The following is a 17,151-nucleotide window of genomic DNA, read 5'->3' on the forward strand; positions in this document are numbered from 1 at the left end:
GCGGTCCGGCCGGGCGGGCTCAGTCCCGTCCGGCCAGGCTCTCCGCGGCGATCTCCAGCAGCGCGGGTACGGCGGAGCCGTCCCTGGCGGGGGCGGCCGGGAACGGCTCCGGGTCCAGGCAGCGGTCGAGCAGCAGCTCGACCAGCGCGGCTTGGCTGACGATCGCGTCCGGGTCGGCGCTGCCGGGCAGGATGCGCACCTCGACGGTGTCCCGGTGCGGGGCGTCGGTCAGCAGTTGGGTGAGGTTGACGTCGAAGAACTTGGTCAGCTCGCCCGCGGTGGCCGCCGCGCGCAGCGTTGCGGTGTCCGGTTCGGCCGCGTCGGCCGCGGCCACCAGTTGCGCCGGCAGCGGGGCCAGCCGGCGACAGGCCGGGTTGGTGCGCAGCACCGCGCGCAGCGGCTCCCGCCAGTGCGCGAACAGCCGCACCACGTTGGCCAGCGCCCGCGGCGCGCGGAACGGGCCGCCGTCCAGGTGCAGGTGCACGGCCGCCTCGTGGGGCACCGTGAAGCCCAGCTCGCGGGCCGGGCCGAGCAGCTCGTCGAGCGCGTCGCGGTGACCGGTGGCCAGCGGCGGGGTGATCAGCTCGCACGGGCGTTCGCGCTCGCCCCCCTGCGGTGCGGCCAGCGCGATGGTGGTGCCGGCCGGGTCGTCCAGCCGCAGGATCTCGCCGAAGCGCTGCACCGGGGTGCCCCACAGCTTCGCCGCCGCGTCCAGCACCGTGTCCAGGCCGCCGCCCGGGTCGCCGTGGGCGGCCAGCAGGTGCAGCAGCCGGGCGTCGTCGCTGAGCACCCGGAACCAGCCCGGCCGGGCCGGTGCCCGCGGGTCCAGGCCGGCCACCAGGGTGATGTCGTCGACCAGGGTGACCAGCGGGGTGCCGTCGGCGCGCAGCACCTCGAAGCCCTGGGTCAGATGCAGGAACCGTCCCAGGCCGGGGACCAGGGACGGTTCGCTGTCGTGGTGCCACACCGGCCGCACCCGGCCGCCGCAACCGGCGGCCAGGTGCGTGGCCAGGGTGAGCCGGCTGGCCCCCGCGGGGGCCAGCAGCTCGATCTCGAACCCGATGCGCCGGTGCAGCTCCGGGGTCACGGCTTGATCGGCAGCGTCTCGCCGGCCAGCAGCTTCTTGCCGCCCGCGATCTTGGCGTCGTACGGGGTCTTGAGCTTCCACAGCGTGGCCAGTTCGACCGCGTCGTCGTAGTCGTAACCCTCGTCGAAGAACTTCCCGACCGCGCGCTCGTCCTTGGCCGACTCGACGTTCTCCGGCTTGGGCTTGATCGGCAGCGTCTCGCCGGCGTCCAGCTTCCTGCCGGCGGCGACCTTGGCGTCGTACGGCTCGTCGAGCTTCCACAGCTCGGCCAGCCGCACCGCGTCCTCGTACGTGTATCCGGCCTCGAAGAAGATCCGGGCCCAGGCGTACTGCTCCTCGGTGATCGGACTGCCCTGGTCGGTCGGCTCCGGCGCGTCCGGGGTGGCCGGGAACGGCAGCGTCTCGCCGGCCAGCAGACGCCGGCCCGCCTCCGCCTTGACCCGGCCGGTCTCCTCGTCCTTCATCTGCCACAGGACGGCCAGCCGCTGGGCGTCGTCCCAGTCGTAGCCGGCGCCGAAGTAGGCGGCCCAGTACCGTTCCAGGTCGGCCTCGGCGGACGAGACCGACGGGGCCACCGAGGACGGCGCGACGGCCGGCGCGCCGGCATAGATGGTGGAGTCGGCCGGGGCGTTGCCGGCCAGGATGTTCGGCAGCTGGGTGGCGCCGGCGATCAGGCCGACCCCCAGGAAGGCGGAGCCGGCCACCGCGACGGTGCGGCGGCGGCGCTGGTATTTGCGGGACAGCTCCTGCACCCGCGCGAACACCGCGACCGGGTCGGGAGTCTGGTTCTCCTGGGTCTCGAAGGCCTCGCGCAGCTGGTCTGCGTGCTCGGTCACGACTTCTCCTCGGCGTGGATCCGTTCCTGCCGCTCCGAGAGGCGGAGCGTCCTGAGCGCCCTCGACGCATGGCTGCGCACCGTGGCCGGCGCGCAGCCGAGCAGGTCCGCGATCTGCTCGTCCTCGAGCTGCTCGTAGTAGCGCAGCACGAGCACGGCCCGTTGCTTGCGGCCCAGCGAGGCGAGACGGTTCCACAGCGCGTCCGCCTCGACCACGCCGTCGGCGTGGTCGTGCGCCCCGCCGCGGGCGTCGTCGAGATCGGTCAGCCGCTCGCCGACGGCGTGCACGTTCCGGAACGCCCAGCTGCGCCGCCACGACAGGTACTCGTTGAGCACCATGCGCCGCACGTACGCCTCTGGCGAATCCGACTCGCTGATCCGCCGCCACCGGACCTGAGCCCTGGCCAGCACCTCCTGCACGACATCCTGAGCGAGTTCCCGGTCACCGGTGAGGACGACCGCGTACCGCAGCAGGCTGGGGAGCCGGGCCATCGCGAATTGCTCGAAGGTCACAATCACTAGGACGCTCCCCGCACGCCGGCTGTGCAGTTGCCGTGCGAACTTTTTATCGGACCCGGGCGCGCACGACCTCGAGTGCGGTCAGCGCGTGCTCCTGCATGTTGGTCTCGGAGTGGATCACCTCGAGGACGGTGCGGTCGGTGTCGATCACGAAGGTCATCCGCTTGGTGCTCAGCGGGCCGAGCGGCAGTTTGCGCTTCACCCCGAAGGCGGCGGCCACGGCCGAGTCGGGGTCGCTCAGCAGCGGGTAGTCGAAGCTGTTGAGTTCGGCGAACTGCTTCTGCCGGTGCGGCTGGTCGCGGCTGATGCCGACCCGCTGCGCGCCGGCCTCGCGGAACTCGGCGGCCAGGTCGCGGAAGCTGCATGCCTCGGCGGTGCAGCCGCTGGTCATCGCGGCCGGATAGAAGAACAGCACCACCGGGCCGCCGGCCAGCAGATCGGTCAGCCGGCGGGGCACGCCGTCCTGGTCGGGTAGTTCGAAATCCGCGGCGACGTCACCCTTGTCGATAGCCATGGAGGTAAAGCTACTGGCCGGTACGCGATTCGGCCACGTTGGCTTGCTCGCCTAGGCTGGTGGCAACCGCCCCCACCGGAAAGCGACAACTCATGCAGGTTTCGGTCGCACACCACCCGCCGAACACGGCCGTGCTGGTGCTGCGCGGATCGCTCGACATCGACACCGCGCCGGCGCTGCGGGCCAACCTGAGCCGCCTCGTCGAACGCCCCACACCCCGGATCGTGGTGGACGTGTCCGGTCTCGACTTCTGCGACTCGATGGGGGTCGGCGTGCTGGTCACGGCGCACGGCCGGGCCACCGACCGGGGTGGCTGGGTGCGGCTGGCGTCGCCGTCGGGCTTCCTGCGCCGGCTGTTCGACACGCTGGGCCTGACCGATTATCTGGCCCTGTTCCCCGACGTGACGGCCGCCCTCAAGGACTGAGGACGGCCGCCGCGGGTCGGTGCTGTGCTGCCGGTACGGCTAGCTGGTCACGCCGAAGACGATCCGGCCCAGCGTGTCCTCGGTGCCGGTGAAGCCCTCGGACGGGATGAACGGGCCGTAGCCGAAGTCGACGTCGGCGTCGTCGGCGGTGCCGCCCACGCCGTCCGGCCCGACACCGAACAGGGTCGCGAAGCCGGTGCCGCCGGCGTCCATCAGGTTGGCGGCGTCGTCCTCGTTGTCGGTGTGGAAGTTGCCGAAGAAGTGCCCGGCCTCGTGCGAGATCACGTTGGCCAGCGCCTGGCCGACGAACGCGATCCGGTCGCTGGCCGGCGTGAGGTAGCGGTTGAGCGAGGCGGCCGAGTCACTGGCCGGGCCGCTGAGCACGTCCAGCAGCACGATCGCGGTTTCCTCGGTCTCGAAGTTGCCCGGGTCGATGCTCTCGGCGATGCCGATCGTCTCCACTCCGGACTCGTCGATGGTGCCGCCGACCACGAGCCGGCTGGCGTTCGCCTTGCCCCACGCCTCGGCGTGGTCCCGGCTGTTCTGGATCTTCAACCGGAACTTGCCGTTCAGGCCGCTGGCGACCAGGTCCTGCTTCAGGTTCTCGGTGACGCCGGCGACGATCGCGTCGATCAGGGCGTCCTCGTCGGCGCGGGTCAGGCCCCAGTTGGCCAGGAACGCGGCCAGCGGGCTGAGGTCCCGGTTGCCCGGTCCGCCCCAGATGCCGGTGTTCACCCGGGCACCGTCGAAGTCCAGGTACAGGGTCTGCACCGGGGTGGTGCCCTGCAACGGCGGACGGTAGTCCTCCACCGAGATGTCGTACGCGCCGGAGCCCGCCGACACACCGACGTAGTGCCAGCCGGTCTTGGTCGCCACATAGTCGGTGACCGCGTTGCCGCCACCCGGCAGCGGCGAGGTCAGCGGGTAGATGAACGACGCGTCCTGCTCCGAGCCGTGCGCCTCCTGCGGCACCGTGTCGTACACGGTCAGGTAGGTCGGGCTGCCCTTGACCGAGGCACCCAGCACGTCGCCGGCCCGCAGCCGCAGCGCGAAGAAGTCCTGGTCCACGCCGCCCGAGGTGAGGGTCAGCGTGTACGGGCCCTCGGTGGGCGGGCTGGTGTCGCCGATCCCGTCACCGCTGCCCGAGTCGAACGGGTCGCCCGGCAGCCCGCTGTACGCCACCACGGCCACGTAGTACTCGCCCGCGGTGGTCACCCGGTAGACGATCTGGCTGTCCAGGCCGGTGAAGTCGTCGTTGGAGGCCAGCAGCGTGCCGTCCGCGGCGAACAGCAGCAGCACGGTGTCGAGCGGCCCGGTCGGCGTCGCCGTCTTGACCGTGATCACCTTGCCCGGCTCGGCCTCGAGCTTGTAGAAGTCGAAGTCGTTGCTGCCGTCACCGGTCTGCCGGCCGTGCGGCCCGTCACCGATCTGGGCGTTCACCACGGCGCCGTTGCGGGCGAAGCCGATGAACGTGTCGCCGGCCAGCGGGATCGAGCCGTCGTCCTCGGGCGTCGGCGTGACCGTCGGCGTGGTGATCACCTCGTTGTCCAGGCTGCCCAGCACCCGGATCTTGGGGAACTGGCCGGCCCCGGTGCCGTACCCGGCCACCCGCTGCGCGTTGGCCGGCGTGTCGTTGCCGCCGTAGGTGCCGTCGATCTCGTCCTCGTCGACCACCACGGCCGGGGTCGCGGCCAGCGCGGACAGCGACGGGTTGGTGCCGGCCAGGGTCTTTTCGCGGGCCTTGTCCTTGGCCGCGCCCTGCGCCTTCATGTAGTTCGCCCAGCCCGAGTAGTCGACCTTGGCCGGGTCGGCCACCTGGGCCAGGAACGGGTTCACACCCTTGGGTTTCGCACCGAGCGCCGCCTTGGGCGCCACGCCGATCCCGGCGGCGAGCGACAGCTTTTCAGCGGGCGTGAGCTGATCTCCCCCGGTGGGTGCACCCGCGGTCGGAGCGGCCGTCGCGCCGCCCGGCGTGATCAACGCCAGGCCCAGCACGGCCGCGGATATTACTGCGATGCTCCGTCGCATCAGGTCCCCCTTCAGCCCGTCCGGACCCCCCGGTCCGGTCGGCAAAGGGGACGCTACTGAAAGCAACCATCAATATCTAGTGCAGTCGATACAGTGTAACAATCCGATTATCCAGCTTGGACCTTCTCCAGGGCGGCGACGGCAGCACCGCGCGCACCGGCCATGTCCAGGTCGGCCACGAGGGCGAAGCCGGCGGCGGCCTGCTGCTCCTGCCGGAGTTGGGTGTTCTCCCGCACGGTGTTGAGGAACCACTGTCGGAAACGCGGCGCTGCCTCGACGACGCCACCGCCGAGAAGGTACGCGTGCGGGTCGGTGAAGTTGGCCGCGATGGTGAAGAGTTTCCCGATCGCCTTGGCTTGTTGCCCGAACACCGCCAGCGCCAGCGGGTCCTCCTTCTCGCCGTACCCGCGCAGCAGTTTGGCCGCCTTCTTGATCGGCTCGGCGGCGAGCGGGTGGTCCGGGAACCGGGTGAACCAGTAGGGCAGCAGGTTGTTCTTGATACCGGTGAGCGAGGCGATGCTCTCCACGTCGCCCTCGAACCCGCAGTTGCAGACCGGCACCGGCTGGTCCGGCTCCAGCACGCCGTGCAGCGGGATCTGCACGTGGCCCAGCTCGCCGGCCATCCCGGCGGCGCCGCACACCACCCGGCCGCGCTCCACCACGCCGCCGCCCATCCCGGTGCCGACGATCGCGGCCACCGACGACCGGTTGGCCGCGTCGGCGCCGAAATAGCGGTGGTGGGCGTACAGGGCCGCGGCGTTCGCGTCGTTGTTGTAGATCACCGGCAGGCCGAGCCGGGTCTCGAGCGCGCTGCGGATGTCGAAACCGTGCCAGGACACCTGGTTGAAGTTCGTCGCGCCCTTCGACGAGATCACCCCGGTGGCGCTGGCCGGTCCCGGTGTGTCCAGCCCGACCGCGCGCACCAGGGTGAGCGGGGTCCGGGTCAGGTCCAGGATGTTCCGGAACGCCTCGGCAAGAGCCTCCACCGCCGACTCCGGTCCCTCCTGCACGAGGCTGGGGTTTTCCACCAGGTGATCGACGAGGTATTGCCCGGTGGCGTCCAGGACGGTGGCGTTGTTGCAGGTACCGCCGTTGTCGAGGCCGACCACGACCCAGGAGGCGGGGGTACGTACTGGTTCGAGCTGATCCACAGGGCTGAGCGTACGTCCGGTTCGGCCCCCGGTGGTACGGGTGCGGGCGGATTGCGGGTCCGTTAGTCACGGTTGCAGCCGCGACGGGACCCGGCCCGCGGGCCGAAGGGTCCGGCATGACGACCCGACGCACGCTCCTCGCCGCCGGTGCCGCCACTGCCATCGCCACCGCAGGCGGTCTTGCCGTGGCCGCGCCCGCCGTGGCCGCGCCCGCCGCCGCCCTCGACCCGGCCGCGCTGGTGGCCGCCGACCCGATCGCGCACCTGCTGCGCCGCGCCACCTTCGGCCCGACCCCGGCCACCCTGGCCGAGGCCGCCAAGTTCGGCGTGGCCGGCTGGCTGGACCGGCAGCTGAACCCGGCGCAGATCGACGACCGGGTGTGCGACGAGGTGCTGACCCGGCTGCCGCTGGCCGGCGCGAGCGTCCCGGCCGTCCGGGCCAAGCTCAAGAAGCACTCGTACGACGCGTTCGGCCAGCTCGGCCGGGCCGCGATCGCCCGCGCCGCGTGGAGCAACCGGCAGCTGTTCGAGGCCACCGTGCAGTTCTGGGCCAACCACCTGCACGTCACCGCGCCGTCCAGCGGGGTCTGGGACAGCCGCGCCGACTACGACGCCCAGGTGCTGCGCAAGCACGCGTTCGGCAAGTTCGCCGACATGCTCAAGGCCTCGATGAAGCACCCGGCCATGCTCACCTACCTGGACAACCGCTCCTCCACCAAGGCGCACCCGAACGAGAACTACGCCCGCGAGCTGATGGAGCTGCACACCGTCGGACTGGTCTACGGCGAGGCCGACGTGCTGGCCGCCGCGCGCCTGCTCACCGGCCTGACCGTGGACAAGAACGGCCTCTACACGTACGACGCCGCCAAGCACGCCACCGGCGCCGTGAACATCCTCGGCTTCCGGCACACCAACGCCACCCCGGCCGGCGGCGAGGCGGCCTCCCTGGCGTTCGCCGACCACCTGGCCCGGCACCCGGACACGGCGCGGCGGATCGCCACCAAGCTCTGCGTCCGGTTCGTCGCCGACGAGGCGCCGGCGTCCCTGGTGACCAAGTTGGCCAAGGTCTACCTGGACAACGACACCGCGATCAAGCCGGTGCTGCGCGCGCTGTTCACCTCGCCCGAGTTCGCCGCGGCGGCCGGGAAGAAGGCGCGGACCCCGTTCGAGGACCTGATCGCCACGATCCGGGCACTCGGGCTGGCGCCGGAGAAGTCCGGCATCAAGGCCCTCGACGCGCTCTACAACGGGCTGGTCAACGCCGGCAACGCGCCGTTCCGGTGGAACCCGCCGAACGGCTTCCCGGACGTGGCCGCGGCCTGGGCGTCGCCGTCGGCGTTCCTGCTGCGCTGCAACAGCCACCTCAACCTGGCCACCGGCTGGTACCCCAGCCAGCTCACCCGTCCCGCCGACCTGCTGAAGTCGCTGGTGCCGGTGCTGCCGGGCAGCTACGGCGCGCTGGTCGACGCGCTCGCCGTACGGCTCACCGGCGCGAAGCTGCCGGCCGGGCACACCGCGGCCGTGCTCAGCGTCGCGGGCAAGCTGCCGACCAGTTCTCTGAGCAGCTCCGACAAGTCACTCGCCGGCAGCGTGCCGTACCTGATCGCGCTCGTGCTCGACTCGCCGACCTTCCAGCTGAGGTGATCATGAAGACCCGTGGATGCGCAGAGAACGAGAAGCTCACCGTGTCGCGGCGTGGCCTGCTGGGCGCCGCCGCGCTGACCGGCCTGGCCGGCAGCGGCCTGTCCACCCAGATGGCGTTCGCCGACCCGGGCTACACCGGGGACACGCTCGTGGTGCTGTCGCTGCGCGGCGGTTTCGACGGGCTGTCCGCGGTCGCGCCGATCGGTGACACCGACTACTACCAGGCGCGGCCGGCCATCGCGCTGCCCAAGTCCCAGGTGATCGCCGGGGACGGCACCTTCGGCCTGCACCCGGCGCTGGCCCCGCTGCTGCCGCTGTGGCAGGGCGGCACCCTGGCCGCGGTGCACGCGGTCGGCCAGCACAAGCCGACCCGCTCGCACTTCGCCGCCATGGACGCGATGGAGAACGCGGCGCCCGGCGACTCGATCCGCACCGGCTGGCTGGACCGGATGCTCGGGGTGACCGGCGCGTCCGGCCCGATGGCCGGGGTGTCGCTCGGCCACGCCATGCCGGCCCGGCTGTTCGCCGGCCCGGCCCCCGACGTCTCGATGGCCTCGATCGACTCGTTCACGCTGGCCGGCGACTCGGCGAAGCGCCCGATCGCGGACGCCCTGCGGACCATGTACGCGGACGCGCCGCCGATGCAGGCCGCCGCGGCCCGGGCCGCCGACCGGGCGCTGATCGCCACCACCACGCAGCGCTCCGCCACCTACGCCCCGGCCAACGGCGCCGTCTACCCGGCCACCGACCTGGGCGCGGCGCTGCGCGACGTGGCCCGCCTGATCAAGGCGAAGGCCGGCCTGGTCACCGCCGCCGTCGACTGCGGCGACTGGGACATGCACGAGGGCCTCGGCACCGCGGTCAAGGGCCAGCGGATGTTCGACAACCTGACCGATCTGGCGAACGCGATGGCCGCGTTCGCCGCCGACCTCGGCCCCGAGGCGATGAAATCGGTCACCCTGCTGACCATCAGCGAGTTCGGCCGGCGGGTGCAGGAGAACGGCTCGCGCGGCGCCGACCACGGCCACGGCAACGCGATGCTACTGCTCGGCGGCGGGGTCCGGGGCGGCAAGGTGTACGCGAAATGGCCTGGTCTCGCCCCCGGCGCGCTGGTGGCAGGCGACCTGGCGGCCACCACCGACTACCGCGCGGTGATCGGCGAGATCCTGCAGAAGCGGTGCGGCGTCGGCACCCTGTCGGAGGTGTTCCCGGGCGTTTCGCCATCAACGTTTGGTCTGGCCGTCGCCCGCGGTTAACCGGCGCCGTGTTTAGGCTGACCGGTAATGGAACCGGCCACCGGGCACGTCGTGCTCGCCAGCCGCGGCGACGACGGCTTCGCGTCGCTGCGCAAACCGGCCCGGCCGCGCGCCGAGCGCTACGAGCTGGGCCGGTCCCTCCGCGAGCGCGCACACCGCTCGGACATGGCGCACTGGCAGCCGCCGGACGGCCGGCGCGACCCGGTGCACCAGGTCATCGACCAGCACGCGGGCCGGCAGCCGTGGCTCATCCCGATCCGCGTGGCTCGGATGATCACGTCGCCGTACGCGTTCCTGCGCGGCTCGGCGAACGTGATGGCCGACGACTTCGCGGCCCTGCCGGCCACCGGCATCACGCCGGTCATCTGCGGCGACGCCCACCTGGGCAACTTCGGCTTCTACGCCTCGCCGGAGCGGGAACTGGTCTTCGACCTCAACGACTTCGACGAGGCCCACCCCGGCGCCTGGGAGTGGGACCTGCGCCGCCTGGTGACCAGCGTGTACGTGGCCGGCCGGCAGAACCGGTTCCGGGAGAGCGCCTGCGCCGACGCGGTGCAGCACTGCGTCACCGAGTACAAGGAGCAGATCGGGCAGCTGGCCGAGCGGCCGCTGCTGGCCCGCTCGTTCGACCAGCTGGACGTGGAGCGGCTGCGTTCGGCGGCCACCCGGGCCAGCTTCCGGGACCAGATCGAACGCGCCGCGCGGCGGGCCCGGCGGCGCACCAGCGACCGCGCGCTGCCGCGCTTCACCGACCGGCAGAACGGCGAGTTCAAGCTGGTCGAGGAGCCGCCGCTGATCACCCGGCCGAGCGACGTGGAACGCGAGCAACTGGCCGAGGCGCTGGACGGCTACCTCAACACGCTGCCGCCGCACTGGGCACGCATCCTGGCCGGCTACCGGATCGTCGACATCGCGCACAAGGTGGTCGGCGTCGGGTCGGTCGGGCTGCTCGCGTACGTGGCTCTCTGCGAGGGCAGCAGCCCGGACGACGTGGTGTTCCTCCAGCTCAAGCAGGCCCGCCGGTCCGTGATCGCGAAACACCAGCACGGCGAGTCGGCCTGGCACCGGCACCAGGGGCAGCGGGTGGTGGAATACCAGCAGGCGCTGCAGACCGTGAGCGATCCGCTGCTGGGCTGGACCACGGTCGGCGACGTGCAGTTCTACGTGCGCCAGTTCCGCGACATGAAGGGTGCCATCGTCATCGAGGACATCAGCGCCGGCGCGCTCGCCGACTACGCCGGCATCTGCGGCTTCCTGCTGGCCAAGTCGCACGCCCGCACCAGCGGCGCGTCGATGATCTCCGGCTACATCGGCAACAGCGACAAGCTGGCCGACTCGCTGAGCCGATTCGCACGGGCCTACGCCGACCAGGTCGAGCGCGACCACGCGGCGCTGGTGGCCGCGGTCCGCCGGGGCGTGCTGCCGGCGGCCGGCGCATGAGCGACTGCACCGGAGCGCGCGAAGCAGGCGCAGGGCCAGGAGCGCATGCCAAAGGAAGGCCCGCATGAGCGGGCCGGTCGCACTCGGCGACGCCGGGCTGCGCGAGTTCTGGACCGAGCGGCACCTGTGCACGCTCACCACGCTGCGCCGGGACGGCTCGCCGCACGTGGTGGCGGTGGGCGCCACGCTCGACCCGGGGACCGGGGTGGCCCGGGTGATCTCGTCGGCCACGTCGGCGCACGTCCGGCACATCCGCAACGGTCAGGACCGGGTGGCGGTGTGCCAGGTGGACGGTGCCCGGTGGGCCACCGTGGAGGGACGCGCGGTGGTCCGCGACGATCCCGAGTCGGTGGCCGAGGGGGAACGCCGGTACGCCGCCCGCTACCGGACTCCGCGGCCGAACCCGCAGCGTGTGGTCATCGAGATCAGCATCACGAAGGTGCTCGGCTCCAACCGGTTCCGGGAGGTAGCGTCACCCTCGTGAGCAGTTTCGAGGCGGATCCCGAGGTGGGCTCGACCGCCGAGTTCCTGGAGGGTGCGCCGGTCGCGCTGGGTGGTCCGCGCGGCTTCGCCGTGACGCGTACGCTGCCCAACCGGCAACGGCGCATGGTGGGCGCGTGGTGTTTCCTGGACGCGTACGGGCCGCACGACCTGGCCGATGCGGACGGCATGCGGGTCGGCCCGCACCCGCACACCGGCCTGCAGACGGTCACCTGGCTGGTGGGCGGCGAGGTGCTGCACCGCGACAGCCTGGGCAACCGGCAGGAGATCCGGCCCGGGCAGCTCAACCTGATGACCGCGGGCCGGGGCATCTCGCACTCCGAGGAGACACCGCGCAGCCACTCCCGCGTGCTGCACGGCGTACAACTGTGGGTTGCCCTGCCACACGCCCAGCGTGACATGCCCCCGGCCTTCGCCCACCACGCAGATCTTCCGGTCGTGGCGGAAGCCGGCCTGTCGGCGACCGTCCTGATGGGCACCCTGGCCGGCGCGACGTCCCCCGCGACGACCCACACTCCGCTGGTGGGTGCCGAGATCCGCTTGACGGCCGAGGCGACACTGCCGATCAACCCCGATTTCGAGTACGCCGCGCTGGCGCTGGACGGAGCGGCCACGGTGGACGGCGCCACGCTGAAACCCGGTCCGCTGCTCTACCTGGGCGCCGGCCGCGACACCCTGCGGCTCGGCACCGACGCACCGGCCCGGCTGCTGCTGCTCGGCGGCGAGCCGTTCGAGGAACGCCTGGTGATGTGGTGGAACTTCGTGGCCCGCGACCACGACGAGATCGTGGCGATGCGCGCCGACTGGGCCGACGCAACGCCGCGCTTCGGCTCGGTCCACGGCTACGACGGTCCCCCGCTGCCTGCCCCGCCGATGCCGATCACCCGGCTGGTCCCCCGGGGGCGTGTCCGCTGACGCAATCCGCTTGACGCTGTTCCGGAGCGGGCGGATCGTCAGGGGTTAACAGGGAGACCCTGACGTGACAGTCCTCGATGCCGGAAAGCTGATCCTGATCGTCGCCACGCCCACGTTGCTGGGCGCGGCATTCCTCTACGCCCCGCGCTGGTGGTCGGCGCTGACCCGGTACTGGGAGGCCCGCCATCCTGCGCCGCCGGAGCCGCTGGGCCCACCGATCGAACAGTTGGCCGCCGACCTGCGCCGCTTGCTGCGCCTGCACGGCTCGCTGATGGCGTCGGCCCACATGGCGATGCGGGCACACCGGTTGTGGGCGGTGGAGGCGGCAATCGGGATGCGGGCGGTGGAGGCGGCCCGGGCCTTGGACATCCCGCATCGAGAGCCGGTGATCCCGGACGTGCTGACGCGCGCCGAATTGCGGTCGCTGCTGACGGAACTGGCGGCGGCGGGGTTGGCGCTGCCCGCCAAGGTGGGTCCGTTCACCACGGACGGCCGTCTCTGATCCCCGCTGAGCGGCATGCGTTGCTCGGCGGCACGCCCGCGGCTGCGCACCGCGACCCAGCACGGCGTCGGCGTCCTCGTCTCGATCTTGGCGATTTGCGGTGCACTCGACTTTTGCCGCCGAGCCACGCAGCGGGATCCAGTCCCGCACCGTGGTCGTTGCCGCAAAATGGACGATCGGGCTAGCTCCACCCTCGGACAAAAGCAGCTTTACGGCTCATAACTCCGAGCCGGTCGAACAGCAACGCGACAAGGTCCACCAGCGGGGCGACCTTATAGACACATATGCCGCTTTTATCCTTACCGGACGGGCTGCGGCTCCCGGGAGCGCGGGGCGAAACGGCGGCGGTGTGCACCCCGCCGCCGTTCCTTTTCCCGGCACTGCCGCGTCGCCATGAGCTCACGCCGGCATGGGGGGCATAACGGCGTGAGCGTCTCTGGGAAGTGACGCGGTGGCGGCCTCTATCGACGGGGGCGGCGGCCGCCGGCCGGGGGATTCGGGGCTTCCAGTGTCCAGTGGTCCAGGCGGCGTGAAGCCGCCCGCCACGTGGCGCGTACGGCATCGAGGTTGAGAGGCGGGGCAATCCGCTTCCCTCCGCATCGGTGTCGTTCGGTCCGGAGGCCCTAGGACCTCGTTGTCCCCCGGGCGCCTCTCCACGGTGACATCCCCTAGCACCTTGATCCGCGTCGTGCGAGAGTGTGCTTCGCCACTCGGTTGAGCGCGGTGGGTCGCCCGAACGGGTCGCCCCGGTATCCGTGCGGCTCCTCAATACGGGATTAAGAATTGCTTAAGTCGGCGGAAAGGCCGCTGGTGACGGGGCGTCAAAGCGCATCGACGATGCGTACCGAGCGTGCTGCCTCGAGTCGCGTTTGAACTGTTCGCTGCCGGGCTGCGTACTCTCCGCCGAAGAAACCCGCGCGGCCCGCACGGCGCCCGCGCCGACTCTCGGTCACCGGGCCGCCACGCGGCCGGGTGACGCGCTCACGAGGGTGGTGGCGCACTGCGCAAAAGCGTGGTTAACCTTCCACATCCGCCGGATGCGAGGGGTCATCCGGGCACGCGGCCAGACACCTGTGGGGAGAGCGGGGGGCACGATGCGGCACTGGGGTGGACAGCGGTCCCCCGGCTGCCGCCTGTCCGCTTACGGAGCCGCCGCATGAGCTTCGAGGACGACGAATACTGGGAGGATGAATACTCTGAGTATTCAATCATGCCCAGCGCGGCGGTAATTCAGGAAAAGCAATACACGAAGCGCACGTCGCCGGATCCGGTCATTCCCACCCGGCGGTCCGACGACTACGACGACGAGCCGGTCGACGAACTGGCCGAACGCCGGCAGCGCCGGGCCGCGAGTAACACGCCCGGCGCGCGCCCGCGCCGCCCGCAGGAGGTCTTCGACTCGGAACGGCCCAGTTGGCTGGACGACCCGAACTTCGCGCCGGTCGACACGTCCCAGCCCAATCTGGCCGGCAACGACAACGTCGACTACAACCGGCCCGAGCTCGGCGCCGACTTCGACGCACCGGACTTCCCGCTGAGCAGTACGGGCGACCTGCACAACCGGGACGACCGGTTCGGCGACTACGCGGACGACATCGACGAGCCGTTCGACCACCGCGACCTGGCCGCGTACGGGCACGGGCCGCAGAAGACAAAGCGCGTCGGATGGTCCGAGGAGGACGAGCAGGACCGCAGCAACCGCAAGGCCGGCTGGCGGCGCGGCGGCAAGCGCGACCGGGTCGGCGAGCGCCCCGGGCCCGAGCAGCCGGGACGGGCCGGCGACCCACGCGGCGGCCGACCCGCTGTCGACCCACGTACGGGACGTCCGGCCGCCGACCCACGCGACGGCCGCCCCGCCATCGATCCGCGTACCGGCCGCCCGGCTGCCGACTCCCGTTCCGGCCGCCCGGCGGCCGATCCGCGCACCGGGCGCCCCACGACCGACCCGCGCACCGGCCGTCCGGTCGACCCCCGCACCGGCCGCCCCGCCGACCAGCGCACCGGGCAGCCCGGCCGGGCCCCCGAGCGGTACGCCGACCCCGCCGCGAGCGGCCGCGCTCGGGTGCCCGCGGCCGAAGACCCGGCGGACCTGTACCGCCGCCCCGAGGAAGACCGTGGCCGTCCTGCCCGTTCCGGCGAACGCCGTGGGCTGTGGGCGGCCATTCGGGGTTCCGGGGCCGACGACGAGCGACGCCCGGTCGACGGCGACGACCGCCGCCGCGGCCGCGCCGACGCGCGCGGCGCCGACCCGCGCACTGCCGACCCGCGCAGCGGCGATCCCCGCAGTGGCGACCCGCGCGTTGGCGACCCGCGCGTTGGCGACCCGCGCGTTGGCGACCCGCGCGTTGGCGACCCGCGCGTTGGCGACCCGCGTAGTGGCGACCCGCGCGTTGCCGACCCGCGTGTTGGCGACCCGCGCGGCACCGATCCGCGGATGCGCCGGCCGGTCGACGCCAACGACGTCGACCAGCGTCGCGGCCGGCCGCCGGTGGACGACCCGCGGCAGCGGCGGAACAACGGGCGCACGGCCTACTGGGATCCGGCCGACGAGGCGTGGGCGCCGATCGAGGTCGACGAGTCGACCATGCCGCGGCCCGGCGCCTACCGGGACGACCGGCGGCCGGCGGGCGACCCGCGCTACCGGCAGGGCCAGTACCCCGGCGACCCGCAGCGCGGTCCCGAGGCCGCACCCGGCCGCGGACACCGGGGCGACGTGCCGACCGGTGACCCGGGCTACCGGCCGGCCGGCGGCCAGGGCTGGGAGGACGACCGCTGGGCCGACGGCCAGGCGGTGGCCTGGGCCGGTGAGGAACGGCGCGGCGAGGAACGGCGCGGCGAGGCCGCGGCCTGGGACGGCCGGGTGCTCGACGGCGAGGTCGTGTGGTCGAGCGACGAGCCGGCGACCACCGGACGCGAGGCTGCCTGGGCCGGCAATGACGCGCCGGCGGCCCGGACCGGCGACGAGGCCCAGGCCGACTGGCCCGCGGCGCAGGCCGGCGAACCGGTCGAGCAGGCCGGCGGGGACGACGCCGCGGAGGGTGACGTCGGGCCGCGGGTGCTCAGCAAGGCGCCGCCGCCCACACCGGCGCGCGTGATCAGCCGGGCCGAGCCGCCGCCCATGCCGCGCGTGGTGAAGAAGCCCGAGCCGGGCGAGGCACCCAAGGTGGTGGGCACGACTCCGGCCACGCCCGCGGCGCGGGTGGTTCCGCCGCCGCCGAGCGGTGTGCCCGCACCGCAGGCACCGGCTGCGGCCGGTCCGCAGGCGCCGGCAGCCGCGCGCCCGCCCGCCCAGCCGGCTACGCCGGGCCGGGCACCGGCAGCGTCGGCCCAACCAGTGCCGGGCCAAGCTGTACCGGGCCAGCAGATGCCGGGTCAAGCTGTACCGGGCCAGCAGATGCCGGGCCAGGCCGTACCTGGTCAGCAGATGCCGGGTCAGCAGATGCCGGGTCAGCCGGTGCCGGGCCAGGGCGCGCCGGGACAGCCGCCGGCCGCCGGCAACCAGCCGCAAGCTCCGGCTGCGAGCGCCCAGCCGCCGGGCCAGGTTCCGGCCGCCGGGCAGGTGCCGTACGGCGATCCGCGGGTTGCCCAGCAGTGGCCCGGGTCGCCGGCCGAGAGCGGCACCCGGCTCGGCACGCCCTATCCGCCGGACGGGTCCGGGCAGCCGGACGGCCAGCCGCGGTCCCGGCGCAGCCCGCGCACCGCTCATGTCTTCCTCGGGGACTCCGCCGAGCCGTGGGCCATGGTCAAGGACGAGGCACCGCCCGCCGCCCTGCCCGGCAGCGGCCTGCAGCGGCCGATGGCGCCGCCCGGGCAGCGGCCCGCCGCCTACGCGCCCGGGCAGCCGGGCGCGGTGCCGCCGGCCGGTTACCCGGCCCCGCCCCAGGTGCCGGGCCAGCCGCCCGCCTACGCCCCCGGCCAGCAAAGCCCCGGCACACCGCAGGCACCCGCCGCCTACGCCCCGGGCCAGCAGGGCCCCGGCACGCCGCAGGCACCGGCCTACCCGCCGGGCCAACCGGCACCCGCCGCCTATGCGCAGGGCCAGCCGGCACCCGCCGCCTACCCGCCGGGCCAGCCGGCACCCGCCGCCTACGTGCAGGGCCAGCCGGCACCCGCCGCCTACGTGCAGGGCCAGCCGGCACCCGCCGCCTACGTGCAGGGCCAGCCGGCCCCGGCCGGCTACACACCGGGAGCGGAGGCAGCCGGCACGCCCCAGGCCCCGGACGCTTACGCGGCAGGCACACCCGCGGCCGGCGCCCCGCAGGCGCCCGCCGCCTACACGGCCGCAGCGCAGCAGGCACCCGCTCCGACGCAGCCGCCGGCCCATCCGCCCGCCGC

General features: G+C 73.0%; 13 protein-coding genes and 1 pseudogene. 8 read left to right on the forward strand and 6 right to left on the reverse strand.

Annotated features, from left to right (window positions below; translation table 11 throughout):
- Window positions 1-19 precede the first annotated feature (19 nt).
- The 4 genes from Ari01nite_RS10875 to Ari01nite_RS10890 are packed head-to-tail and all read right to left on the reverse strand — an operon-like array spanning window position 20 to window position 2,955.
- Window positions 20-1,087 (reverse strand): amidoligase family protein, encoded by a 1,068-nt coding sequence (locus Ari01nite_RS10875; RefSeq protein ID WP_203781041.1) that lies wholly within the window; start codon window positions 1,085-1,087, stop codon window positions 20-22.
- Entirely contained in the window at window positions 1,084-1,923 is an 840-nt protein-coding gene (locus tag Ari01nite_RS10880) for a hypothetical protein (RefSeq protein ID WP_203781042.1), read from the reverse strand. Before Ari01nite_RS10880 ends, Ari01nite_RS10875 begins: the two co-directional genes overlap by 4 nt.
- A complete protein-coding gene (locus Ari01nite_RS10885) occupies window positions 1,920-2,435 on the reverse strand; it encodes a SigE family RNA polymerase sigma factor (protein WP_239162647.1) in 516 nt (171 codons plus the stop codon). Before Ari01nite_RS10885 ends, Ari01nite_RS10880 begins: the two co-directional genes overlap by 4 nt.
- Window positions 2,436-2,487: 52 nt before the next feature.
- Window positions 2,488-2,955: a peroxiredoxin gene (locus Ari01nite_RS10890; RefSeq protein ID WP_275410841.1), complete on the reverse strand. Its 468-nt coding sequence runs from the start codon at window positions 2,953-2,955 to the stop codon at window positions 2,488-2,490.
- Between the two features lie 92 nt (window positions 2,956-3,047).
- Between Ari01nite_RS10890 and Ari01nite_RS10895 the strand changes: the two genes are divergently transcribed.
- A complete protein-coding gene (locus Ari01nite_RS10895) occupies window positions 3,048-3,380 on the forward strand; it encodes an STAS domain-containing protein (RefSeq protein WP_203781043.1) in 333 nt (110 codons plus the stop codon).
- Window positions 3,381-3,419: 39 nt separating this feature from the next.
- Here the strand turns inward: Ari01nite_RS10895 and Ari01nite_RS10900 are convergent, their stop codons facing one another.
- On the reverse strand, window positions 3,420-5,408 hold the full coding sequence (locus Ari01nite_RS10900; protein ID WP_203781044.1) for a PPC domain-containing protein: 1,989 nt from the start codon (window positions 5,406-5,408) through the stop codon (window positions 3,420-3,422).
- Between the two features lie 107 nt (window positions 5,409-5,515).
- Window positions 5,516-6,559, reverse strand: coding sequence for an ROK family protein (locus Ari01nite_RS10905; protein WP_203781045.1), 1,044 nt, complete (start codon window positions 6,557-6,559; stop codon window positions 5,516-5,518).
- Between the two features lie 116 nt (window positions 6,560-6,675).
- Between Ari01nite_RS10905 and Ari01nite_RS10910 the strand changes: the two genes are divergently transcribed.
- The 7 genes and pseudogenes from Ari01nite_RS10910 to Ari01nite_RS10940 all read left to right on the forward strand — a co-directional run.
- On the forward strand, window positions 6,676-8,202 hold the full coding sequence (locus Ari01nite_RS10910) for a DUF1800 domain-containing protein (protein ID WP_203781046.1): 1,527 nt from the start codon (window positions 6,676-6,678) through the stop codon (window positions 8,200-8,202).
- Between the two features lie 2 nt (window positions 8,203-8,204).
- A complete protein-coding gene (locus tag Ari01nite_RS10915) occupies window positions 8,205-9,458 on the forward strand; it encodes a DUF1501 domain-containing protein (RefSeq protein ID WP_203781047.1) in 1,254 nt (417 codons plus the stop codon).
- Window positions 9,459-9,485: 27 nt separating this feature from the next.
- Complete coding sequence (locus Ari01nite_RS10920; RefSeq protein ID WP_203781048.1) at window positions 9,486-10,898, forward strand: DUF2252 domain-containing protein; 1,413 nt, start codon at window positions 9,486-9,488, stop codon at window positions 10,896-10,898.
- 64 nt (window positions 10,899-10,962) lie between these two features.
- A complete protein-coding gene (locus Ari01nite_RS10925; protein ID WP_203781049.1) occupies window positions 10,963-11,382 on the forward strand; it encodes a pyridoxamine 5'-phosphate oxidase family protein in 420 nt (139 codons plus the stop codon).
- Entirely contained in the window at window positions 11,379-12,314 is a 936-nt protein-coding gene (locus Ari01nite_RS10930; protein ID WP_203781050.1) for a pirin family protein, read from the forward strand. The genes Ari01nite_RS10925 and Ari01nite_RS10930 overlap by 4 nt, the downstream gene beginning before the upstream one ends.
- Window positions 12,315-12,378: 64 nt before the next feature.
- Window positions 12,379-12,816 carry a hypothetical protein gene (locus tag Ari01nite_RS10935; RefSeq protein WP_203781051.1) on the forward strand — a complete coding sequence of 146 codons (438 nt, stop codon included), beginning with the start codon at window positions 12,379-12,381 and terminating at the stop codon, window positions 12,814-12,816.
- A 1,156-nt stretch (window positions 12,817-13,972) separates the two neighbouring features.
- A pseudogene (locus Ari01nite_RS10940) lies at window positions 13,973-17,151 on the forward strand (hypothetical protein); the annotation flags it as partial.

It is taken from the genome of Paractinoplanes rishiriensis (genome assembly GCF_016862375.1).
GTDB lineage: Bacteria > Actinomycetota > Actinomycetes > Mycobacteriales > Micromonosporaceae > Actinoplanes > Actinoplanes rishiriensis.